The sequence below is a fragment of the Cupriavidus pauculus genome, assembly GCF_008801835.1.
GTDB classification, from domain to species: domain Bacteria; phylum Pseudomonadota; class Gammaproteobacteria; order Burkholderiales; family Burkholderiaceae; genus Cupriavidus; species Cupriavidus pauculus.
Genome location: NZ_VZOW01000006.1, coordinates 135,903 through 159,648 on the forward strand (window position 1 = coordinate 135,903; position 23,746 = coordinate 159,648).

Sequence of the window (23,746 nt, forward strand, 5' to 3'; positions counted from 1 at the left end):
GGAGAGAAGTATTCGAGCGTTCGGTGTGCTCGCGTCCCTGCCGTCCGGGCGGCAGGGCAGTTGCAGCAAGGGCTTCGGGTTACGGCGCGCCACGCATGGCCCGCCAACCGCTCCACCCCTGCCGGCCGTCGGTCGTTCAGATCAGAACAGGTCGGCGTCGAGTGCCATCAGCGTGGCGCTGCCGGCGCGCGCCTTGCGGATTTCCGCCGCGGTTTCCGGCAGCAGCTTGGCAAAGTAGAAACGCGCGGTAGCCAGCTTGCTGACGTAGAACTTGTCGCCGCTGTCCTGCTTTTCGAGCGCGATCTTGGCCATGCGCGCCCAGAAGTACGAGAACACCAGATGGCCCACGACGCGCAGGTAAGGCACGGCCGCGGCGCCGACTTCGTCGGGGTTGCCCATCGCCTTCATGCCGATTTCCATCGTCAGCTTCTGCACCTTGTCGCCGATGTCGGCCAGCGGGTTGACGAACTCCTGCATCGCCTCGTTGGTGCCCTCGGCCTCGACGAATTCCTGCACGATCTTGCCAAAGGCCTTCAACTTGGCGCCCATGTCGCCGAGGATCTTGCGGCCCAGCAGATCCAGCGCCTGAATCGTGTTGGTGCCTTCGTAGATCATGTTGATGCGGGCGTCGCGCACATATTGCTCCATGCCCCACTCGGCGATGTAGCCGTGGCCGCCGAACACCTGCATGCCTTCGTTGGTCGACGTGAACGCGTTGTCGGTCAGGAATGCCTTGATCACCGGCGTGAGCAGCGCCACCAGGTCGGCGGCTTCCTTGCGCACCGCTTCATCGGGATGCGACAGCTCGCGGTCGATCTGCAGCGCGGTCCAGTAGCTGAAGGCGCGGCCGCCCTCGGCATAGGCCTTCTGCGTGAGCAACATGCGGCGCACATCCGGGTGCACGATGATCGGGTCGGCCGGCTTGTCCGGCGCCTTCGGGCCGGTCAGCGCGCGCATCTGCAGGCGATCCTTCGCATAGGCGACCGAATTCTGGTACGCCACTTCGGTCAGGCCCAGGCCTTGCGCGCCGACGCCCAGGCGCGCGGCGTTCATCATCACGAACATCGCGTTCAGGCCCTTGTTGGCCTCGCCGACCAGCCAGCCGCGCGCGCCGTCCAGGTTCATCACGCAGGTGGCATTGCCGTGGATGCCCATCTTGTGCTCGATCGAGCCGCACTTGATGCCGTTGCGCTCGCCCGGATTGCCGCTGGCATCGGGGATGAACTTCGGCACGACGAACAGCGAGATGCCCTTGGTGCCTTGCGGGGCGTCCGGCAGGCGGGCCAGCACCAGGTGGATGATGTTCTCGGCCAGGTCGTGTTCGCCGGCGGAGATGAAAATCTTGGTGCCCGTGATGGCGTAAGAGCCGTCGGCCTGCGGTTCGGCCTTGGTGCGCAGGATGCCAAGGTCGGTGCCGCAATGCGGCTCGGTCAGGCACATCGTGCCGGTCCACACGCCCGACACCAGCTTGGGCAGGTAGGTCTGCTTCAGTTCCGGCGTGCCATGTGCGTGCAGCGCTTCATACGCGCCGTGCGACAGGCCCGGGTACATCGTCCACGCCTGGCCGGCCGAGTTCAGCATCTCGTACAGCGCGTTGTTGACGACGATCGGCAGGCCCTGGCCGCCGAATTCGGGATCGCACGCCAGCGCCGGCCAGCCGGCTTCCACGTACTGCTGGTAGGCTTCCTTGAAGCCCTTGGGCGCGCGCACCACGCCATCGCCGACGTAGGTGCAGCCTTCGCGGTCGCCCGGCTGGTTCAGCGGGAACACCACGTCCGCGCAGAACTTGCCGGCTTCTTCGATGACCTGGTTGATGGTGTCCGCGTCGATGTCCGCGTGCTGCGGCATCGCCTTGAGTTCGGCTTCTGCGCCGAGCAGTTCGTGGAGCACGAACTGCATGTCGCGCAACGGTGCGGTGTACTGGCCCATCAAAGACTCCTTGGAGGTTTTCAATGCCGCCACACGCGCGTGCCGCACGCCCCTGCCGGGGCATGGTGCGGCCGTTGCCGGACGGCTCAGGTACGGTAAGACTGAATCAGTTTGTTGAGCGCGACCATGGCAAGCTCGGCACTGTCCGGCAGGCGCAAGAAACGGGCGTCGTGATGCAAGCCTAGTTCAAGGCTGTACATTTCGAACAGCATCAGGCGCGGATCGCAATCCGCGCGCAGGTGCCCCTCTTCCTTTGCCTGGTCGATGGCACGCATCAGCGCGGCCCGCCAGATTGTCACGCTCTTGACGAGTTCGTCACGTACCGGGCTTTCCGCGCGATCGTCGTACTCGACCGCCCCGCTGATGTAGATGCAGCCGGTGGTCACTTCCTGGATGCGCTTTTCCATCCAGCGCCGCACCATCGACCACAGGCGAGGCAGACCGCGCGGCTCCTGCAGCGAGGGGTAGAACACCTCCTGCTCGAACCGGCGGTGATACTCGCGCACCACTTCCACCTGCAGGTCTTCGCGCGAACCAAAATGCGCGAACACGCCGCTCTTGCTCATCTGCATGCGTTCCGCGAGCAGGCCGATGGTCAGCCCTTCAAGCCCGTCGCGGGACGACAGTTCCAGTGCGGCATCGAGAATCGCCACGCGCGTCATCTCGCCCTTGCGCAAGGGCGTAGGTGCGGCGGCGGATTCAAGACGGACTGACTGGTGTCGCATGGTTTTCTCTCCGTTCCTTGCGCCCCCGAAACAGGGGCGTTTGCTGGCCTGACGCTGCTTTCGGCAGGCACATTCGACAGCAAAAAGCCATCGTAAATGCACGAAGTCTAAGCCAAAAAAGAACGGTCGTTCAGATTATTCTGGCGGGGCCGATCTGCATCAAGCTTTTAATTAGACCCGTGTTTCTAAACGGGCGGCGCGGCACGGCCCGTTTGCGGCGCAATGCAGCATCGGCTTAAAAACCGCGTGAAATCGCGCCCTGCGCGCTGGTTCGCGCGGGTCTGGTGCGGCGTCGCAGCGCCGGCCGGCCAGCATCTTACCGTGGCCTCCTGCGGCGCGTTCAGTAGCGGCCGGTCACGCCCGCGATCACGACGCCCATACGCAACACGTAGTACGCGGCCCAATTGGCAAAACGGCGCAAACGCGGCAGCTTTGCGTGGACTTCCGGAATCACGCGGGCGCTGCGCTGATCCATCGCGCGTTCCAGGCGCGCGCGCAGCGTATTGGCGAAGGTCGCATCGTAGACCGCCACATTGGCCTCGCGCGCCAGCAGCAGGCTGAACGGATCCATGTTGCTGGAGCCAACGGTCGCCCACGTGTCGTCCACCACCGCCACCTTGGCATGCAGGAAGCTCGCTTCGTACTCGAAGATCTCGACGCCGGCTTCCAGCAGGCGCGCATAGAGCGCATGGGTGGCGTAATGCTGGAGCTTGTACTCGACCATCCCCTGCAACAGCAGCCGCACGCGCACGCCGCGCTCGCGGCAGGCCAGCAGCGCGCGGCGCATCTTGTGTCCGGGCAGGAAATACGCGTTGGCCAGGATCACGTCGCTGCGCGCGGCGCCCAGCGCGTACAGGTATTCGCGTTCGATGGTGCGGCGATTGCGCAGGTTGTCGCGCAGCAGCAAGGCGGCGGGCACGCCGTCGGCATGGATATCGTTGCGCGCATGACGCGCGGCGCGGGTCAGCGTTTCCACCTCGGCAAAGGCCGTGGCCGTCTCGCTCAGGCTGCGCCGCTGGGCAATGCGAAACCACAGCCGCGCCGACGCCAAGGCAATCTGCGCCACCAGCGGGCCGCGCACGCGCACCGCGAAATCGTAGCGCGGGCCCAGTTCGGGCAGCTCGACCGGGCCGTGGTTGTGATCGTCGATGATGTTGATGCCGCCGACGAAGGCCACTTTGCCATCGATCACCGCAATCTTGCGATGCAATCGGCGCAGATGCCGGCGCGCCAGCTTGAAGCCGCGCAGCGGCCGATAGATTTCCAGCTGCACGCCGCCCGCGCGCAGGCGCTCCACGAGTGCGACGGGGATATCGCCCGCGCCGAATCCGTCGATCACCAGCCGCACATCGACGCCGCGCTGCGCCGCCGCAATCAGCGCATCGCTCACGCGCGCGCCGACGGCGTCGTCGGCGTAGATGTACGTCTCGACGACGACATGGACCTGCGCACTGTCGATCGCCTCGATCAGCGCGGGGAAGAACTCCTGGCCGTTGCGCAGCAGATCGACGCGGTTGCCGGGCACCGGGCTGCCGCGGCGCCGCACCCAACGCATCAGGCGCGCCTTCGCCTGGGCGCCGGCGCCCTGCGGCCATGCGGTCCGGGCGTGGCCGGCGGCCGGGTCGGGCGCCGCCGCGACGTCGGGCGGATTGGGCGGACGATCTTCTGCGCGGTCGTAGGGGCGTGACATGGACTCGATTATCGGCCAACGGGCGGCTTGTGCACATCGCCCGGACCAACTCTGCTATCGTCAGCGCATTCTGACGCCCAACAGGGAAAGCATTGTGAAGGTATTCGGCATCACCGGTTCATCGGGAAGCGGCAAGACCACGCTGCTGGACCAGCTGATTCCCCGCTTTGTGGCCAACGGCATGCGCGTGGCCGGCATCAAGCACACCCACCATGGCTTCGATCCCGACACCCCCGGCAAGGATTCCTGGCGCATGCGGCAAGGCGGTTGCGAAAACGTGGTGCTGGTGGGCGCGCGCCATCTCACGCTGATGCGACACTATCCGGAACATGCGCAGTCGCCGGAACTCGTTGACGCGTTGGCGGTGCTGCCGCCCGACACCGATCTGGTGGTGGTGGAAGGCTACAAGTGGAGCGATTTTCCGAAGTTGGAGATCTATCGCCCGGCCCATGGCAAGGGCCCGCTGTGGCCCGAAGTGCCGGGCGTGGTGGCGGTGGCCAGCGACGCGGTGGCCGAGGTGGCCGGCCAGACGGCGCTGCCGGTGCTGGACCTGGCCGATATCGAGTCGATCTACGCGTGGATTCGCGACTACCTGGCGTCCCACTAACCTGCGCAGCCAGTCTCAGGCCTCGGGAATGGCCACGCGATGCGCCAGTTCGGCCATCAGCGGCACGTGATCGGAGCGCTCGGCCCATTCGCGCCCGGTCAGCGCCTGCGAGCGTTCGATCTCGAAGCCGCGCACGTAGATGCGGTCGAGCTGCCACCACGGCATGTGGCTCGGAAAAGTATGAATGCGCCCATTGCGCGCATGCGCCGATTCCACCGCGCCGAGCGTGTTGCAGATGCGCGCGTCGAGTTTGTGGTTCCAGTCGTTGAAATCCCCGGCGATCACCAGCGGCGCATCGGCCGGCACCACGGCGCGCACGCGATCGACCAGCGCGCTGGCCTGACGCACGCGGCTGCGCGCGAACAGGCCGAAATGCACGCAGATCAAGTGCGCTTCCACGCCATGGATATCGGCCACCGCGTGCAATAGCCCGCGCTGTTCGAAGCGATGATCGGAGATGTCGAGGTTTTCCGACATCACGATCGGATGGCGCGACAGTATCGCGTTGCCGTGATGCCCGTGCTCATAGACCGCGTTGCGCCCGTAGACCGAGTGCGGATAGGCGTCGGTCGCCAGATAGTTGAGCTGGGTGTGGTCCGGATCGAACAATTCGGCGGCAATCAGGCGGTCATTGCGATCCTGCACTTCCTGCAGGAAGACGATATCCGCGTTCATCGCCTGCAGCCCGGTGCGCACGCTCTGGATACGCGGCTTTCCGGTGAAGCCCTTGACGCCCTTGTGAATGTTGTAGGTCACCACGCGCAGCTTCATTGCGCGACTCCCGCGGTCACGGCCTGGCGCGCAGCCGTGCGCCATACCAGCTGTCGCACGGCTTCGGCATTGCTCGCTGAAAAGCAGCGCTCGGCGGCAGCCTGCCAGGGCAGCCATTCGAACTGTAGATGTTCGCGCGGTGCCAGCGTGACCGGCAGCGGCTCCGGCACACACAACCCGAACCAGTGTTCGGTATTGCGGATGACGCCGGGCGCGTAGCGGTGACGCCACTGGGGATAGATTTCGTAGTCGATCGTGTGCCGCCAGTCGGTCAGCGCAAAGCGGCTGGCAACAATGCCGGTTTCCTCGGCCACCTCGCGCGCCGCGGTGACCGCCAGCGGTTCATCCTCGGCGTCGAGACTGCCGGTGACCGACTGCCAGTAGCCGGGCCGGTCGGCTCGTTCGATCAACAGGACTTGCAGGTCTGGTGTGTGGATCACAACCAGCACCGATTCTGGAATCTTGTAGCGCATGGGGGCGTGGGAATGGACAGACCCAAGCATAGCGCAGCGGGGCGCCACTGGCGCGCGCCGGGCCGATTTACCGCAATGCGGAATCAGGCGGCGCGCAGCCACCGCCTCACGCCAGAGTGTGCGTGCCGGGTTGCTTGGGCGGCAAATAGTGGCTGCCGGACGGCTCGGCCTGGGCCGACGCCGGGGCATTGCGCAGCCAGGTGTCGAACACCTCGGGCGAATCGCCGTGTCCCCACGCGGCACGCAGCTGCTGCATCAGCGGTGCCAGCGCCTCGGTATATCGTCGGGACGCCACATGCGCGTGCTCGGCCAGCGCATCGGTGCTTTCGCGCACCTGCGCCGCCAGTTCGGCGCGCTCGTGTGCGATCTCCTTTTCGCGAATGCCCAGTTGGTTGTATTTCTGGATCAGGAAGCGCTGGTAGTCGCCGGCCTCCACGCCTTGCGCGGCCTGCGCGTTGACCTGCTCGAAACGCATCACGATGCTGGCGGTTTCCTGTTCGACATGCGCCACCTCGCTGTTCAACGCCTGCAACGCCTCCTGCAGGCGCAAGGCTTCGCGGCGATGGGTCTGCAGCCGCGAAGCCTCGTCGTCGAACGTGCGCTGGGCGCTCAGGTAGGCCTGCACCACCGGCTGCGGCGCCACGACCAGCAGCGGATCGGCCCCGCCGGCGCGGCGCCCGGACAGCAACGCATCCTCGGGCAGCCGCAGATTGCCGACGTCTTCGAGCCAGCGGCCCCGCGCCATTACCGTGGCCACCGTATCCAGCGCCAGCTTGCGCAGCGCCTCGGCACGCTGTGCGGCCATCGACGTGGCGCCCTGCGAACCGTCGGCATACAGCGGCGACGCGTTCTGCACCGCATGGGCGACATCGGGCACGCACGCGGCCACCGTGGTGGCGACCGATTCGGACATCGCCTTCGCGGACTTGCGCACCGCGCGGCGCAGTTCGAAGCGCGCCAGCATCATCATCACCAGACCGGCCACCAGCCAGGTCAGAATGGTTTCCGCATGGGCCAGCACAAAGGTGCGGATCAATTCGGTATCGAGCTCGAAGTTCATTGGTCTTATCCTCCCTCGTCGCGATCGCCCTTCGGATGTCCTCGGGGTCCACGTCGCGCATCAGGCAGGAAGACCTTGCCGGCCAGCGCTTCGTTCCGGCTGGTAACAAATAGAAACGCATCCTTGCGACCAAAACAAAAAAGCCGCGCACTGGCGCGGCTTTCCTGCTTGCGGTCGAAATGATCGGTCGAGGCGATCAGGCCGTGGTTTTCGGCTCCTGCGCGCGCAGGCGGATATGCAGCTCGCGCAGTTGCTTCTCGTCGACCGTGCTCGGCGCCTGCGTCAGCAGATCCTGCGCGCGTTGCGTCTTCGGGAAGGCGATCACGTCACGGATCGAATCGGCGCCGGCCATCATCGTCACGATACGGTCCAGGCCGAAAGCCAGGCCGCCGTGCGGCGGCGCGCCATATTGCAGCGCGTCGAGCAGGTAGCCGAACTTGGCGCGCGCTTCCTCGTCGTTGATCTTCAGCGCGCGGAACACCTTGCTCTGCACGTCCTCGCGGTAGATCCGCACCGAGCCGCCGCCCATTTCCCAGCCGTTGAGAACCATGTCGTAGGCCTTGGCGATGCACTTGCCCGGATCGGTTTCCAGATATTGCAGATGCTCGTCCTTCGGGCTGGTGAACGGGTGATGCATGGCCACCCAGCGAGCGTCGTCCTCGTCGTACTCGAACATCGGGAAGTCGATCACCCACAGCGGCTTCCACGTGTCCTCGAACAGGCCCGTGCTCTTGCCGAATTCCGAATGGCCGATCTTCAGGCGCAGCGCGCCGATGGCGTCGTTGACGATCTTTGCCTTGTCCGCGCCAAAGAAGATGATGTCGCCGTCCTGGGCTTGCGTGCGCTTCAGGATCTCGGCAATCGCGGCGTCGTGCAGATTCTTGACGATCGGCGACTGCAGGCCGTCGCGGCCCTTGGCCACTTCGTTGACCTTGATCCACGCCAGGCCCTTCGCGCCGTAGATGGCGACGAACTGCGTGTACGCTTCGATCTCGCCGCGCGAGATGGCGCCGCCGCCGGGCACGCGCAGGCCGACCACGCGACCGTTGTCGCTGTTGGCCGGGCCCGAGAACACCTTGAAGTCGACGTCCTTCATCACGTCGGTCAGCTCGGTGAATTCCAGCTTCACGCGCAGGTCGGGCTTGTCCGAACCGAAGCGCGCCATGGCCTCGCGGAACTCCATCACCGGGAACTTGGCGTCGAGGTCCACATCGATGGCGTTCTTGAACACGGTGCGCATCATGTCCTCGAACAGGTCACGGATTTCCTGTTCGGTCAGGAACGACGTTTCGCAGTCGATCTGCGTGAATTCGGGCTGGCGATCGGCGCGCAGGTCTTCGTCGCGGAAGCACTTGGTGATCTGGTAGTAACGGTCGAAACCGGACACCATCAGCATCTGCTTGAAGATCTGCGGCGACTGCGGCAGCGCGAAGAAGTGGCCCGGATTCACACGCGACGGCACGAGATAGTCGCGCGCGCCTTCGGGCGTGCTCTTGCCCAGCATCGGCGTTTCGATGTCGATGAAGCCCTGTGCATCGAGGTACTTGCGCACTTCCATCGCCACCTTGTAGCGCAGGCGCAGGTTGTACTGCATCTGCGGGCGGCGCAGGTCGAGCACGCGATGCGTGAGGCGCGTGGTTTCCGACAGGTTGTCGTCGTCGAGCTGGAACGGCGGCGTGACCGACGGGTTCAGCACGGTCAGCTCGTGGCACAGCACCTCGATCTTGCCCGAGGTCAGGTTGCTGTTTTCGGTGCCGGCCGGGCGCGGACGGACCTTGCCGACCACGCGGATGCAGAACTCATTGCGGATCTCTTCGGCGGCCTTGAACATTTCCGGACGATCCGGATCGCACACCACCTGCACCAGGCCCTCGCGATCGCGCAGGTCGACGAAAATCACGCCGCCGTGGTCGCGGCGGCGCTGCACCCAGCCGGTCAGGGCCACTTCCTGGCCGATCAGTTGTTCGGTCACCAGACCGCAGTAGTGAGTACGCATGGAGGACATAGGAGGAATTCCCTGTAAAGCGAGGCCGCAAGGCGCGGCCGCGCGCAATCAATTGGTATGGGTGTCGACGATCTCGTCGTCATCGGCGCCGATCGCCAGCGCGCCAGCGGTCGCGGGCTGCGCGCCTTGCTTGCGTGGCAGGTCGGCGGGGGCCACCACGCCCATCGACACGATGTACTTCAGCGCCGCGTCGACGGTCATGTCCAGCTCGATGGTGTCGGCCTTGGGCATCATCAGGAAGAAGCCCGAAGTCGGATTGGGCGTGGTCGGCACATAGACGCTGACGTATTCGCCCTGGAGGTGATTCTGCACGTCTCCGCCCGGGCGCCCGGTCAGAAACGCAATCGTCCACGATCCTTCGCGCGGATACTGCACCAGCAGCGCCTTGCGAAACGCGTTGCCGGACGAGGACAGCAGCGTGTCCGAAACCTGCTTCACGCTGGTGTAGATCGGACCGACAACGGGGATGTGGCCGAGCAGCGCCTCCCACCAGCGCACCAGGCGCTGGCCGATGAAGTTGTGGGCCAGCACGCCCACCAGCAGGATGAACAGCAGCGTCAGAATCGCGCCCAGGCCGGGAATGCGCCGCCCGAACAGGTTCTCGGGCTGCCACGCCAGCGGCAGCAGCGCCATGCTCTGATCCATCGTGCCGATGATCAGGTTGAGCACCCATAGCGTGATGCCCAGCGGCACCAGCACGAGCAGCCCGGTCAGGAACCAGGTCTTGAGAGCGGAAGTCTTGTTGGTGGCCACGGCGCGCCTGACGATCAGTGGCTGGCGCTGGAGCCGGCGTTACCGCCAGCTGCCGGCGCGGCCGAAGCGCTGGCGCTCGAGCCCGTCGAACCCGACGAGTCGCCCGATGCGCCCGATGCGCCGGAGGCCGGTGCAGCGGACGTGGCCGCGGCGCCGGTCGCGCCGCCGCTGCCGCCACGGAAGTCCGTCACATACCAGCCCGAGCCCTTGAGCTGGAAGCCGGCGGCGGTGAGCTGCTTCTTGAAGGTGCCGGCGGCGCCGCAGGATGGGCAGTCCGTGAGCGGGGAATCGCTCATCTTCTGCAGCACATCGCGCCCGTGGCCACAGGCGTCGCAACGGTAGGCATAGATCGGCATGATGGTTTTTTCGCGGAAATCAGGAACGTAAAGCGGATAAATGGCGGCGCCACGCGGTTTTGACAAGGCCGCCAAACGGGGCGGGCCAATGTCGCAACAAGGGGGCGTGCGGCGATGCAAAGCTTTGGATTATAAACCGTCGGAGTTCGACAGGCCGTCACGAATAGCGGCCAATCGCGGTCGCAAACGTCGTCGACACATCGCCGCGTCGCGCTGGACCCGCCCGGCACGGCGTTCCCGCATGAAAAGTTAAGCGATGTGCACTTCCCGGACCGACGGCCGATCGCTGATCCATTGCGGGAGCAGCGACCCGAAGATCATGCCTGAAATCGAAAACAGCAGGCCAACCATTTGAGGGGGCATCGCGGCATCGGCAAAGGCCACCTCGCAGGTCAGCCACGACACCAGGCCGAGCAGAATCGCCAGCAACCCGCCTTGCCGCGTGGCGGGCTTCCAGAACAGACCAAAGGCCAGCGGCACGAACGACGACACCAGCGTCACCTTGTAGGCGTTTTCCACCATATGGAAAATCGACAGGTGCGAATTGAGCGCGAACAACGTGACCAGGGTCGTGAAGACCAGCACCACCGCCTGCATCACGCGCAGGAACTGCTTGTCGCTGAGATGGCGGAAATAGGGCCGCATGATGTTTTCGGCGAAGGTCACCGACGGCGCCAGCAACGTCGCCGAAGCGCAACTCTTGATCGCCGAAAGCAGCGCACCGAAGAACATTACCTGCGCGAACATCGGTGCGTGGGTCAGGATCAGTTTTGGCAGGATCAATTGCGAATCGGCGTTGATGTATTTCTCGACCATGCCCGGGTCGATCAGCGTGGCCGAATAGGCCAGGAACATCGGAATGAAGGCGAAGAAGAAATACAGCACGCCGCCCAGCACCGATGCGCGCCCGGCGATTTTCTCCGTCTTGGACGATGTCACGCGCTGGAATACGTCCTGCTGCGGAATCGACCCGAGCATCATCGTGAACAGCGCCGCTGCAAACCCGATGATCTGCACCAGATCGAGCGAAGGAAGGAATTCGAACTTGCCGGCCGCGGCTGCGTGGGACACCACCGCGGCGACGCCGCCGGCCTGGCCGCTGACCTCGTAGCCGATGTAGAGCATGCCGACCACGATGATAATCATCTGGATGAAATCGGTCACGGCCACCGACCACATGCCGCCGAACAACGTGTAGACCAGCACGCTGGCCGCCCCGATCATCATGCCCGCGTCCTGCGACAGCGCGCCGTCGGACACCGTGTAGAACACCAGGCCAAGCGCCTTGATCTGCGCGGCCACCCAGCCCAGATACGACACCACGATGCACAGCGTGGTCAGCACTTCGGCCAGTCGCCCGTAGCGGTTATGGTAGTAGTCGCCGATGGTGAGCAGGTTCATCCGGTACAGCGGCCGGGCGAAGAACAGACCTACCAGGATCAGGCACAACGATGAGCCGAAGGGATCGGACACCACGCCCGATAGCCCTTCCTTGAGGAACACGGCGGGAATGCCCAGCACCGTCTCGGAGCCGAACCAGGTGGCGAACACCGTGGCGGTGACGATATAGAACGGCAGGCTGCGGCCCGCGACGGCGAAGTCGGCGGTGCCCTTGACGCGCAGTGCCGCCCACAGGCCGATGCCGACCGAGATAATCCAATAGACGATGACGAACCAGATCAGCATGCCGCTGCCCCATCCCAAATAGCCAGAAATGCCCTGGTGGCGAAAAACCGAATGCCGGCCGGGGCCCTGGCGCTTGCCCAGGATGACTCCGGCCGGAGTCCAATTCATCGGTCGGGGCCGCGGGCGCCCGGGCGGGCATAAGCGGTCGTAGCCGAATCAAACCGCGGATTATAGCGACGCAGACCCGTGCGGGAGGAAAAAATTCCCGCCGACGCGGTCAATTCCCCACAGTGGCGCCGCGTCGGTGCGGCATCGGGCGCATCGGCGCAGCGCAGCGCTTACCAGTAACCCGCCCAGGCCAGCGCCTGCACGATCACGATGCCGGCCAGGAAGCCGCCGACCAGCAGCAGCGCGGTGGACAGCCGGCGGTTGGTGCGGCGCTGCTCGAGCACCAGCAGCGCGAGCAGGCGCTCCTGCTCGGCGTTGTTCTGCAGCGCGCGGCGCTCCAGGAACTGATGCGCCAGCCGCGGAAAATCGGGCAGCATCTTGGCCCATTGCGGCGCCTCGACCTTGACCCGCTCCCACGCGCCCTGCCATCCCACCTGCTCGTACATCCAGCGTTCCAGGAACGGCTTGGCGGTTTTCCAGAGATCGAGATCGGGATCGAGCTGGCGTCCCAGTCCTTCGATATTGAGCAGCGTCTTCTGCAACAGCACCAGTTGCGGCTGGATTTCCACATTGAAGCGGCGCGACGTCTGGAACAGGCGCATCAGCACCATGCCCAGCGAAATTTCGCGCAGCGGCTTGTCGAAATAGGGTTCGCAGCACGCGCGCACGGCCGATTCCAGTTCCTCGACACGCGTCTCGGGCGGCACCCAGCCTGATTCCACATGCAGCAATGCCACGCGGTGATAGTCGCGCCGGAAGAATGCGATGAAATTCTGCGCCAGGTAGTTCTTGTCGAATTCCGACAGCGCGCCGACGATGCCGAAATCGAGCGCGATATAGCGCCCGAACGTCTCCGGCTGCACCGACACGAGGATGTTGCCCGGGTGCATGTCGGCGTGGAAAAAGCCGTCGCGGAACACCTGCGTGAAGAAGATTTCCACGCCCTCCTCGGCCAGCTTGTGCATGTCGACGCCAGCCGCCTTCAGCGATTCGGTACGGGAAATCGGGATGCCGTGCATCCGCTCCATCGTGAACACGCTGCTCGTGCACCAGTCCCAGAACACCTCCGGCACGCACAGCAGGTTGCTGTCGGCAAAGTTGCGGCGCAACTGGCTGGCGTTGGCCGCCTCGATCATCAGGTCGAGTTCGTCATGCAGGTACTTGTCGAACTCGGCCACCACCTCGCGCGGCTTCAGCCGGCGACCGTCGACCCAGACGCGCTCCAGCCACGTGGCCATGTCGCGCATCAGCGCCAGATCGCTGTCGATGATCGGCAGCATGCCGGGCCGCAGCACCTTCACGGCCACCTCGCGGCCGTGGTTGGGCCCGCCGCGCAGCGTGGCAAAGTGCACCTGTGCGATCGACGCGCTGGCCACCGGCTGGTGCTCGAAGTTGTCAAACAGGTAATCAAGCGGCCTGCCCAGCGACTTCTCGATGATCCGGACCGCCAGGGCCGAATCGAACGGCGGCACCTGATCCTGCAGCTTGGCCAGTTCGTCGGCAATGTCGGGAGGCATCAGGTCGCGGCGCGTCGACAGCACCTGGCCGAACTTGACGAAGATCGGCCCCAGCGCGGTCAGCGCAAGGCGCAGACGCTCGCCGCGTGGCAATTCGAGCTTGCGGCCGATGGTGATGACGCGCACCAGAAACTTGATGCGCCGGCTCTTGAAACCGGACAGCACGAGTTCATCGAGCCCGTAGTAGAGGACGATGAAAATAATCTTGCAGAGGCGCAGCAGGCGGGTCATGCGGGGATCTTCAGAAGACAACGCCGCGCGACGCGGCGACGGAAAGCAACATGGCGGCAATCATCGGCCGGCGTTCAGCGGTGGGCCGATGGCAGCGACCCCGGGGAACCCGCTCCCGGCGTCTGGCTTGCCGACCGCTCCAGGCGTTCGAGCCGCTTTTCCAGCCGCGCCAGATCGTCGCGCAGACGCGCCACGTCGCTGCTGAATTCGTCCAGTGCGGCATGCCGCACCAGCGTCGGCTGCTCGTCGAGCAGGTATTCGGTGACGTTGTCGATCAGCGCGCGGCCCACCCGCGTGGCGCTTTCGTGCACCTGGCGTGCGCCTTCGACCACGCGCTGCGCCACGCTGTCGCTGACTGGGCCGCCCATCACACCGCGCAACGCGCGCGACAGGTCTTCGGCGGCATCCCAACGCAGGTTGCGCGCCAACGTCGACACCACGTTGGCCAGTTCGGCATCGCCTTCGATGCGCACATGACGCATGGCCGCGGCCTGACCGCCTTCGGCCACGTCGGCCACCACCAGCGGCCACTGCTGCAGCGGCACGATCAACGTGACGGCCGCTTCCGATCCCGCTGGCGCCTGCTCGACACCGCCTTGCGCGGTCACGTTGAGCGACAGTGAAAATGCCGCCGCGTCGTAGCGGACGACCCGGCCCGCAAACGGCGCCAGCAGGCTGCAGGCCCATGGTTCCTGTTCGATCAGGTGATTCAGTGCGGCGACGATTGGCGCGGCCAGCGGTGTCGGCAAAGCGTTCATGGCGTCCGGTAATAAAAAAGGCCCACGCGCACGTGGGCCTCCATTCTAAGCTACTCGCCCGCCGCTTCATGTCATCCATGTCGCGGCAGGACGGGCCCGCTTCAGGATTCCTGCTGGATCCCGGCCAGCAGCCAGCCGCCGTCCCCGGACGTCGACTTGGCCAGGTTCCAGACCTCACCGAACGGCTGCGCGGCCTCGCCCGCGTTCTCGCGGATCATGCCCGAGAAACGCACGCTGGCGATATGCTGCGTCGGCGTCGATTCGATGCCAAGCAATTGCGCATCCAGCGTCACGACATCGGTCTTGTTGGGCTGTGCACCGCGCTCGGTCAGATCCATCTTGATCTCGGCGAACATCTCGGGCGTGGTGAATTCGCGGATGTCGTCGAGATTGCCGGCGTCCCACGCGGCCTGCAGCCGAACATAGTGCACCTTGGCGTTGCGCAGGAAGGCTTCGGTATCGAAATCGGCCGGAACGCCCCATGGCTGCGCGACGGAAGCCGCAGCACCGGCAGCCGCCCCGCCCATCACGGGATTGGATGCCGCCCCGTTGAAGACCGGGCTTTCCGCCTGGCGCAACGTCGGCTCGGCCTGGCGGCTGGCACCGCCATAGCCGGCGTTCGACGCGCTGCCGTTACCCATGCCGGCGTAAGCGGGCGTTTGCGAACGGGCCGAACCACCGCGGAACTTGCGGTAGAGCCACAGTGCGATCAGCGCGATCACGCCAATCATGATCACATTGGCCAGGAAGCTGGCCGCTGCGCCGCCCAGACCGAAGTGCGACAGCAGGTAGCCCAGGCCCAGACCGGCCGCCAGACCGCCCAGCATGCCGCCCCAGTTGCGCTTGGGCGCCGCCGCGGCGGCAGTGCCCGCAGCACCGGCCGCGGCAGGCGCGGCCTGTTGTGCCGGCTGGGCCGGCGTGGTGTTCTGCTGCGGCGGCGTGCTCTGGCGCTGCTGCGTTACCGTTGACGATTGCTTGCCGATGCTGCGCGAACCGCCGAGGCGCTTCGCATTGGCGTCGACCGCTGCCCCGAGGGCCAGTGTCGCCATCAGCGCAATAGCCAGGAATTTTCCACGAAAAGAAGACATTATCTGCGATCCCCTGTCATTTTCGGCCATTATTAGCCGAACATGGCGAATTAATACTTTCTTCCAACGTGGAGCGCCACTACTCCGCCCGTCAGATTGAAGTATTCGACCTTTTCCAGTCCAACTTGTTCCATTATGCGTACAAGTGAACCCTGGTCCGGATGCATTCTGATCGATTCCGCCAGATAGCGATAGCTAGGGGCATCCCCGGCGACGCGCTCGCCCAGCCACGGCAGCACCTTGAAAGAATAGACGTCGTAGATTTTTTCGAGCGGTTTCCAGACTTTGGAGAATTCCAGCACCATCACCTTGCCGCCCGGCTTGACCACGCGGCGCATCTCGGCCAGCGCGCGGTCCTTGTGCGTCATGTTCCGGAGCCCGAACGCCACGGTCACCAGATCGAAATAGTTGTCCGGGAACGGGATCTTTTCAGCGTCGCAAAGCGCCACCGGTGTCACGACGCCCTTGTCCAGCAAGCGGTCGCGTCCCACGCGCAGCATCGACTCGTTGATATCGGTAAGCCAGACCTCGCCGGTCGGGCCCGCCTGCCGGGCGAACGCCTTGGCCAAATCACCGGTGCCGCCGGCGATATCGAGTACCTTCTGGCCGGGTCGCACGTTGGCCTGCGCAATAGTGAACATCTTCCAGAGCCGGTGCATGCCGCCGGACATCAGGTCGTTCATCACATCGTATTTGGCAGCCACCGAATGGAATACGCCGGCAACCTTGCCGGCCTTTTCCGCTTCGTCGACTTTCTCGAACCCGAAGTGGGTCTCGCTCATTCTCAAACTCCAGGGCTGAATTTAGTGGTGATGACCGCAACCATGGCCGCCCGCGGCGGGCATCGGATCATCGCGGTTCAGGCCGGCGACTTCGAGCCGCTTCAGATAGTCCGCCCACAACGCATCCTGCTGGTCGCCCAGGCGGTACAGCAGTTCCCAGCTGTAGATGCCGGTGTCATGGCCGTCGTCGAAGCGAATCAGGATGGCGTAGTTGCCTACCGGTTCCACCGCCGCGATGCCGACGCCGCGCTTGCCGGTCTGCAGCGTCTCCTGGCCAGGGCCGTGGCCCTGCACTTCCGCGGAGGGCGAGTATACGCGCAGCAACTCGAACGGCAGGCGCCAAGCGCGGCCGTTGTCGAAGCCGATTTCCAGCACGCGCGATTGCGTGTGGACGGTCAGCGCGGTGGGGTGTGGGGTGTCTTTTTCCAGGCCAGCCATGATCAGGGGCGCGGCGCCATCCGCACGCCGCTCTGTGCCATGGGAGCGACTGGGGGCAGAACGGTCGCCGTCACGCGTCTTGTACGACCCGATAGCTTACTCCACCGCCCTCGCCTTGCCCATCCCGCGGCCCCGCGCCGCTTTCGTCCGCGCCATCGCCGACCGGCACGTAGCGCAGCCTGCGGTCATGGAAGGCCGCAACGGTGCTGCGGTGCGCAATGCTGACGATCGCCGCATCGGGCAGCGCCTGCACCATCAGCTGGTACATCGCGCGTTCGGTGTCCTCGTCGAGCGCGCTGGTGGCTTCGTCCAGGAACAGGAAATCGGGCTTCTGCAGCAGCGCGCGCGCAAAGGCCAGCCGTTGCTGTTCGCCGGGCGACAGCCGCAGCGACCAGTTGTCGAACACGTCCAGGTGTCTGGCCAGCATGCCCAGCCGCGCCTGGTGTAACACGTTGACCAGCGTCTCGCGCGAATGGACGTTGCCGGCGTCGGGATACGACAACGCATCGGCAAGCGTGCCGATCGGCAGGTAGCTGCGCTGCGGCAGGAACAACATGCGCCGGTGCGGCACGGTGATACGCCCGCTGCCATAGGGCCAGATGCCCGCCAGCGCGCGAAACAGCACGCTCTTGCCGCACCCCGACGGCCCGTTCACGAGCCAGCGCTCGCCCGGGGCGATCGACAGTGAGAACGGCGCGACCAACGGCCGCACGCCCGGATGATGGAGCGGGTCGACGCCTTCTGCGTCCACGTCCGTGCCGCCTCGCACCGGCAGCGCCAGCGCCAGTCCGCTGACCCTCACGTCGCCTTGCGCGGGATCCGCAGCCTGCACCACTTCGACATCGCCGGGGCCTTCGTGCGTCAGGTCCTGGCGTTCGGCCACCCGCATGGCTTCCTGGAAATCGATCAGCCGGTTGGCTGCCGCTTTCCATCCCACCAGCGTCGCGTAGCTGTCCACGAACCACGACAGCGCCCCCTGCACCTGCCCGAAGGCCGAATTGATCTGCATAAGGCCGCCCAGCGTGAGCTTGCCGGAGAAATACCGCGGCGCGGCAACCAGCAGCGGGAAGATGATCGCGAACTGCCCATAGCCCGAATTCACGAATGTCAGGCGGCGCGTATAGCGCATCAACTGGTTCCAGTTGGCGCGGATGCGTTCAAACCGCGCGCGCAGCCCTGCTTCCTCCGTCGGCTCGCCGCGATACAGCGCCACCGGCTCGCTGTTTTCGCGCAGCCGGACCAGCATGAAACGGAAATTTGCCTCGTACTGTTCCTGCTGGAACGACAGGCCGATCAGCGGACGCCCCACGAAGTGGGCAATCAGCGAGCCAACCACCGCATAGGCAATGGCAAACCACACCATGTAGCCGGGAATAGTCAGATCGACGCCGCCCAGCGCCAGGCTGATCGGCCCGGACACGGTCCACAGAATGCCGATGAACGACACCAGCGTCACGACCGAATTGAGCAGGCCCATCGACAGCGACAACGCGCCATCGGTGAACTGGCGCAGATCGTCGGCCAGCCGCTGGTCGGGGTTGTCGGTGGCATGGGTCTGCTCGATGCGGTAGTACGCCTGGTGGCCGAGCCAACGCCGCAGGAACGTGCCGGTCATCCACGTCCGCCAGCGCATCTGCAGCATCATCTGGTAATACTGGCGCGAGATGGCCAGCACGATGAAGGCCGCGGCGATCCAGGAAAACCGCACCAGCAACAGCTTGAACGACGCGTAGTCGCGCTGCTCGATGGCGTTGTAGAACACGCGGTTCCACTCGTTGAGCAGCACGTTGATATAGACGATGCCCAGGTTCAGCGCCACCACCAACAGCAGCAGGCCGACGCCCGCCTTGCGGTCATCGGATTTCCAGTAGGGCTTGATCAGCGCCCAGGTAGCGGCCAGGCGCAGCCGGCTCTGGTTCTTGAGTGCCTCGGCTGGGACTGCGGGGCCGGGCACGATAACGGACGACGGTGTGGAAGACATGGCGCCAGCGGTTTGGCCCGCCGCACGGTGCGCCGGCGGGCGTGTTGTTGTTCGACCGGTGTCAGACGCGCCGCCACGATGGCGGGTTCCGTACCAGACTGCAACGGCACTTTACCAAGGCCGCGGGGAATCTTGCAGGAGGGATGACAAGCGCGCTGCGCGGGCCGGTCAATCGGCGGTGTCGAGCGCCGCGAGCGCGGTGCGCAGCGCCGGCAGCCGGCTGGCCAGCTCGGCGATCCGCGCCGGATCGGCGGCGCGTTGCGGCGCGGCCCAGACGGCCTCGGGGAAATGCGAATCCCAGCGATAGCGCGGAATGATGTGCCAATGCAGATGCGGCACGATGTTGCCCAGCGCGGCGAGATTGATCTTGTCCGGCGTCATGACCTCGCGCACCAGCCGCTCGACGCGCGCCACCAGCCGCATCAGCCAGGCCTGGTCAGTATCGTCGAGATCGGTCAGTTCCGCGGCGTGGTCGTTCCACACCACGCGGCAGAATCCCGGAAAACGGTCGCGCTCGACCAGGATCACGCGCGCGCGGTCCCCCATCCAGACCAGCTCGCCGCCATCGGCTTCGCACAACGGACAATTGGGAATTCGTTTCATCGAGATATCTGAAAGGGCGAAGCTGCCGCGCACGCTCCCGCGCCGCGGAACGGGATGCGCATCGCGAGCGGCGGCACGCTGGGCGCCGCCGTCCGCGTCCGGTTACACCAGCACCCGCTCGATGCCGCCGGCATTTGCCTTGGCCACGTAATCGGGCATCCAGTCCGGCCCCAGCAGATGCTTGGCCATCTCCACGACGATGTAGTCAGCGGTCACCGACGCATCCTCGTTATAACGCGACAGGCCCTGCAGGCACGACGGGCAGCTGGTGAGAATCTTCACATCGCCGCCAAAGTCGTCGGCACGCAGCTTGTCGGCGCCCTTGCGCATTTCCTCTTCCTTGCGGAAACGGACCTGCGTGGAGATGTCCGGCCGCGTCACCGCCAGCGTGCCCGATTCGCCGCAGCAGCGTTCGTTCTTCTCGATCTTGCCGCCGCCCTGGTTGCCGCCCATCAGGTCGTTCACCAGCTTGGTCGGGTCCATGGTCTTGATCGGCGTGTGGCACGGATCGTGATACATGTAGCGCGTACCCGTGACACCTTCGAGCTTCACGCCCTTTTCGAGCAGATACTCGTGGATGTCGATGATGCGGCAGCCCGGGAAGATCTTGTCGAATTCGTAGCCGGCAAGTTGGTCGTAGCAGGTGCCGCAGCTCACCACCACGGTCTTGATGTCGAGATAGTTCAGCGTATTGGCCACGCGGTGGAACAGTACGCGGTTGTCGCTGACCATCTTCTCGGCCTTGTCGTACTGGCCGTTGCCGCGCTGCGGATAGCCGCAGCACAGGTAACCCGGCGGCAGCACGGTCTGCACGCCCACGTGCCAGAGCATGGCCTGCGTGGCGAGCCCCACCTGCGAGAACAATCGCTCCGACCCGCAGCCCGGGAAGTAGAACACGGCCTCGGTTTCGGCCGTGGTCGTCTTCGGATTGCGGATGATCGGAACGATCTCGTTGTCCTCGATGTCCAGCAGCGCGCGCGCCGTCTTCTTGGGCAGGTTGCCCGGCATCTTCTTGTTGATGAAGTGGATCACCTGCTCCTGCACGGGCGGCTTGCCGACCGTGGCGGGCGGATGCTGGGTCTGCTTCCTGGCCAGCTTCTTAAGCAGTTCGTTGCCCAGGCGCTGCGCCTTGTAGCCCACGCCCATCATGGCCGTGCGGGCCAGATTGATGGTCTGCGGGTTGGTCGCGTTCAGGAAGAACATCGACGCGGCGGTGCCCGGGTTGAATTTCTTCTGACCCATCTTGCGCAGCAGGTTGCGCATGTTCATCGACACATCGCCGAAGTCGATCTTGACCGGGCACGGCGTCACGCACTTGTGGCACACGGTGCAGTGATCGGCCACGTCGGAAAATTCGTCCCAGTGCTTGATCGACACGCCGCGGCGCGTCTGTTCCTCGTACAGGAACGCCTCTACCAGCAACGACGTCGCCAGGATCTTGTTGCGCGGGCTGTATAGCAGATTGGCGCGCGGCACGTGCGTGGCGCACACCGGCTTGCACTTGCCGCAGCGCAGGCAGTCCTTGACGCTATCGGCAATCGCGCCGATATCGCTCTGCTGCATGATGATGGACTCGTGCCCCATCAGGCCGAACGACGGCGTGTACGCGTTGCGCAGGTCCGCGCCGGGCAGCAGCTTGCCCTTGTTGAAGCGGCCTTGCGGATCGACGCGCTGCTTGTAGTCGCGGAATTCGCCGATCTCGGCTTCGGTCAGGAATTCGAGCTTGGTGATGCCGATGCCATGCTCGCCGGAAATCACGCCATCGAGCGAACGGGCCAGCGCCATGATGCGGGCCACCGCGCGGTGCGCGTCCTGCAGCATGTCGTAGTCGTCGGAGTTGACGGGAATGTTGGTGTGAACGTTGCCGTCGCCGGCATGCATGTGCAGCGCGACGAACACCCGGCCGCGCAGCACCTGTTTGTGGATCTTCTGCGCTTCGTCGAGGATCGGCTTGAATTCGCCGCCGTTGAAGATCTTGCGTAGCTCGGCGCGGATCTCGGTTTTCCAGCTCACGCGGATGGTGCGGTCCTGCAGCAGATGGAACACCGCCGCATCGGGCTGCACCTGCAGGCGTTGTTCGAAAGCGGGGCCGAGCAGGCCCAAACCGTGCCCGATCAGCGACGCGCGCGCCGCCGCCAGCGGCGTATCGAGATGATCCTGCAGATAGCGCCAGCGCGCGCGGATTTCGCGCAGCAGCGTCAGCGCGTGCTGCACGCGGTCTTCCAGCAGTTCGGCGCTGGGAATCTCGTTGGCGTCGTCGCTGCGGCCAAGCGGCAGGTTGCCGCGCGCGAAGAACGCTTCGAGTTCGTCGGTGAGCTTGAGCTTGTTCTTGATCGACAGCTCGATGTTGATGCGCTCGATGCCGTCGGTGTATTCGCCCATGCGCGGCAGCGGAATCACCACGTCTTCGTTGATCTTGAAGGCGTTGGTGTGGCGCGCGATGGCCGCGGTGCGCGAGCGGTCGAGCCAGAACTTCTTGCGCGCCTCGGGGCTGACGGCGATAAAGCCTTCGCCGCTCTTGCCGTTGGCCATGCGGATCACTTCCGAGGTGGCGCGCGCCACGGCGTCTTCATCGTCGCCGACGATATCGCCGATCAGCACCATCTTCGGGAAAGCATTGCGCTTGCTCTTGGTGGCGTATCCCACCGCGCGCAGATAGCGTTCGTCCAGATGCTCCAGCCCCGCCAGGATCGCGCCGCCCTCGCGCTTCGATTCGGCGTCGAGGTAATCCTTGATTTCGACGATGCTTGGAATGGCGTCGCGCGGCTGGCCGAAGAATTCGAGGCACACCGTGCGGACATGGCGCGGCATGCGGTGCAGGATCCAGCGCGCGCTGGTGATGATGCCGTCGCAACCTTCCTTCTGCACGCCCGGCAGGCCCGCGAGGAACTTGTCCGTGACGTCCTTGCCCAGCCCTTCCTTGCGGAACTTGCGGCCCTCGATGGCCAGCGTTTCGGTGCGCAGCACCTTCTCGCCCGGCTTGCGATTGCCGTCCGACCACTTCAGTTCGAACGTGGCGACCGGCACATCGTGGATCTTGCCCAGGTTGTGGTCCATGCGCGTGATCTCGAGCCAGTTGCCCTCGGGATCGACCATGCGCCACCACGCCAGGTTATCGAGCGCCGTGCCCCACAGCACCGCCTTCTTGCCGCCCGCGTTCATCGCCACGTTGCCGCCGATGCACGAAGCATCGATCGACGTGGGATCGACCGCGAACACCAGGCCAGCCTTGTCGGCCGCGTCGGCCACGCGGCGCGTCACCACGCCGGCGCCCGAGAAGATCGTCGCCACCTTGTGCGCAACGCCCGGCAGGTCGGACATCTCGACCGGATCGAGCTGTTCGAGCTTTTCGGTGTTGATGACGGCCGAGAACGGCGTCAGCGGCACGGCGCCGCCGGTGTAACCGGTGCCGCCTCCGCGCGGGATGATGGTCAGGCCCAGTTCGAAGCAACCCTTGACGAGCCCGGCGATCTCTTCCTCGGAATCCGGGGTCAGCACCACGAACGGATATTCGACGCGCCAGTCGGTGGCGTCGGTCACATGCGACACGCGCGACAGTCCGTCGAACTTGATGTTGTCCTTCTGCGTAACCTTGCCCAGCACGCGCTGCGCGCGCTTGCGCAACGCATAGGCTTCGGCGAATTCGGTCTTGAACGATTCGATCGCCTGCTTGGCGAACGCCACCAGTTGCTCAACGCGGTGCGAGCGGTCTTCGGCGGCGGGCTCGGCGTGCTCGGCGCGATCGGCCGCGCGGCGCTTTTCGATTTCGCTCAGGCGATGGTGCAGCGCGCCGACCAGCATCTGGCGGCGCTTGGGATTTTCGAGCAGGTCGTCCTGCAGATACGGATTGCGGCGCACCACCCAGATGTCGCCCAGCACTTCGTACAGCATGCGGGCCGAACGGCCGGTGCGGCGTTCGCCGCGCAATTCGTCGAGAATGCGCCAGGCTTCTTCGCCCAGCAGCCGGATAACAATCTCGCGATCCGAAAACGACGTGTAGTTATAGGGGATCTCGCGCAGGCGCGGCGGGGCGTCCTGCGCTGCGAGCTTGGCGTCGAGCACGAGTGGGGCGTTCATGGGCGGGACCGCTTCGAAGCTGCGCACGGGGACAGTGCGCGGATTTTCGTCATTAAAGGGCAATTGTACTGCAACGCCCTGTTTCGCTGCACCGCACCATTCGCCTTT

19 protein-coding genes are annotated in these 23,746 nt (G+C 65.0%); 1 reads left to right on the forward strand and 18 read right to left on the reverse strand.

The window, feature by feature from the left end; genetic code table 11:
• Positions 1-141 precede the first annotated feature (141 nt).
• The 3 genes from F7R19_RS09650 to clsB form a co-directional block, all read right to left on the reverse strand.
• Positions 142-1,929 carry an acyl-CoA dehydrogenase C-terminal domain-containing protein gene (locus F7R19_RS09650; protein ID WP_061954703.1) on the reverse strand — a complete coding sequence of 596 codons (1,788 nt, stop codon included), beginning with the start codon at positions 1,927-1,929 and terminating at the stop codon, positions 142-144.
• A gap of 86 nt (positions 1,930-2,015) precedes the next feature.
• Complete coding sequence (locus tag F7R19_RS09655) at positions 2,016-2,606, reverse strand: TetR/AcrR family transcriptional regulator (RefSeq protein WP_008645958.1); 591 nt, start codon at positions 2,604-2,606, stop codon at positions 2,016-2,018.
• A 388-nt stretch (positions 2,607-2,994) separates the two neighbouring features.
• Entirely contained in the window at positions 2,995-4,344 is a 1,350-nt protein-coding gene (gene clsB / locus F7R19_RS09660; RefSeq protein WP_150980111.1) for a cardiolipin synthase ClsB, read from the reverse strand.
• 94 nt (positions 4,345-4,438) lie between these two features.
• Between clsB and mobB the strand changes: the two genes are divergently transcribed.
• Positions 4,439-4,951, forward strand: coding sequence for a molybdopterin-guanine dinucleotide biosynthesis protein B (mobB, locus tag F7R19_RS09665; RefSeq protein WP_150980160.1), 513 nt, complete (start codon positions 4,439-4,441; stop codon positions 4,949-4,951).
• Positions 4,952-4,966: 15 nt separating this feature from the next.
• Here the strand turns inward: mobB and F7R19_RS09670 are convergent, their stop codons facing one another.
• From F7R19_RS09670 to F7R19_RS09740, 15 genes are all read right to left on the reverse strand, one after another.
• Entirely contained in the window at positions 4,967-5,722 is a 756-nt protein-coding gene (locus F7R19_RS09670) for an endonuclease/exonuclease/phosphatase family protein (protein WP_061958639.1), read from the reverse strand.
• Entirely contained in the window at positions 5,719-6,195 is a 477-nt protein-coding gene (gene nudB, locus F7R19_RS09675; RefSeq protein ID WP_061958640.1) for a dihydroneopterin triphosphate diphosphatase, read from the reverse strand. Before nudB ends, F7R19_RS09670 begins: the two co-directional genes overlap by 4 nt.
• A 106-nt stretch (positions 6,196-6,301) precedes the next feature.
• Positions 6,302-7,255: a hypothetical protein gene (locus tag F7R19_RS09680; protein WP_061958641.1), complete on the reverse strand. Its 954-nt coding sequence runs from the start codon at positions 7,253-7,255 to the stop codon at positions 6,302-6,304.
• Positions 7,256-7,451: 196 nt separating this feature from the next.
• Entirely contained in the window at positions 7,452-9,260 is a 1,809-nt protein-coding gene (gene aspS, locus F7R19_RS09685) for an aspartate--tRNA ligase (protein ID WP_150980112.1), read from the reverse strand.
• A gap of 48 nt (positions 9,261-9,308) precedes the next feature.
• Complete coding sequence (locus F7R19_RS09690) at positions 9,309-10,013, reverse strand: DUF502 domain-containing protein (RefSeq protein ID WP_150980113.1); 705 nt, start codon at positions 10,011-10,013, stop codon at positions 9,309-9,311.
• 14 nt (positions 10,014-10,027) lie between these two features.
• Entirely contained in the window at positions 10,028-10,369 is a 342-nt protein-coding gene (locus tag F7R19_RS09695) for an FmdB family zinc ribbon protein (RefSeq protein ID WP_150980114.1), read from the reverse strand.
• Between the two features lie 249 nt (positions 10,370-10,618).
• On the reverse strand, positions 10,619-12,055 hold the full coding sequence (locus F7R19_RS09700) for a high affinity choline transporter 1 (RefSeq protein ID WP_061958673.1): 1,437 nt from the start codon (positions 12,053-12,055) through the stop codon (positions 10,619-10,621).
• Positions 12,056-12,333: 278 nt separating this feature from the next.
• A complete protein-coding gene (gene ubiB / locus F7R19_RS09705; RefSeq protein WP_150980115.1) occupies positions 12,334-13,911 on the reverse strand; it encodes a ubiquinone biosynthesis regulatory protein kinase UbiB in 1,578 nt (525 codons plus the stop codon).
• Between the two features lie 74 nt (positions 13,912-13,985).
• Positions 13,986-14,669 carry a ubiquinone biosynthesis accessory factor UbiJ gene (locus F7R19_RS09710; protein ID WP_150980116.1) on the reverse strand — a complete coding sequence of 228 codons (684 nt, stop codon included), beginning with the start codon at positions 14,667-14,669 and terminating at the stop codon, positions 13,986-13,988.
• A gap of 101 nt (positions 14,670-14,770) precedes the next feature.
• Positions 14,771-15,757: a Tim44 domain-containing protein gene (locus F7R19_RS09715; protein ID WP_150980117.1), complete on the reverse strand. Its 987-nt coding sequence runs from the start codon at positions 15,755-15,757 to the stop codon at positions 14,771-14,773.
• A gap of 50 nt (positions 15,758-15,807) precedes the next feature.
• Positions 15,808-16,539, reverse strand: coding sequence for a bifunctional demethylmenaquinone methyltransferase/2-methoxy-6-polyprenyl-1,4-benzoquinol methylase UbiE (ubiE, locus tag F7R19_RS09720; protein ID WP_061958646.1), 732 nt, complete (start codon positions 16,537-16,539; stop codon positions 15,808-15,810).
• Between the two features lie 21 nt (positions 16,540-16,560).
• The gene (locus F7R19_RS09725; protein ID WP_150980118.1) at positions 16,561-16,977 is read right to left on the reverse strand and encodes a gamma-butyrobetaine hydroxylase family protein; all 417 of its coding nucleotides are present in this window, start codon (positions 16,975-16,977) and stop codon (positions 16,561-16,563) included.
• Between the two features lie 70 nt (positions 16,978-17,047).
• The gene (locus tag F7R19_RS09730) at positions 17,048-18,958 is read right to left on the reverse strand and encodes an ABC transporter ATP-binding protein/permease (protein WP_150980119.1); all 1,911 of its coding nucleotides are present in this window, start codon (positions 18,956-18,958) and stop codon (positions 17,048-17,050) included.
• A gap of 168 nt (positions 18,959-19,126) precedes the next feature.
• The gene (locus F7R19_RS09735) at positions 19,127-19,561 is read right to left on the reverse strand and encodes an HIT family protein (protein ID WP_150980120.1); all 435 of its coding nucleotides are present in this window, start codon (positions 19,559-19,561) and stop codon (positions 19,127-19,129) included.
• 102 nt (positions 19,562-19,663) lie between these two features.
• Positions 19,664-23,638 (reverse strand): DUF3683 domain-containing protein, encoded by a 3,975-nt coding sequence (locus F7R19_RS09740; RefSeq protein WP_061958675.1) that lies wholly within the window; start codon positions 23,636-23,638, stop codon positions 19,664-19,666.
• Between the last annotated feature and the right edge of the window lie 108 nt (positions 23,639-23,746).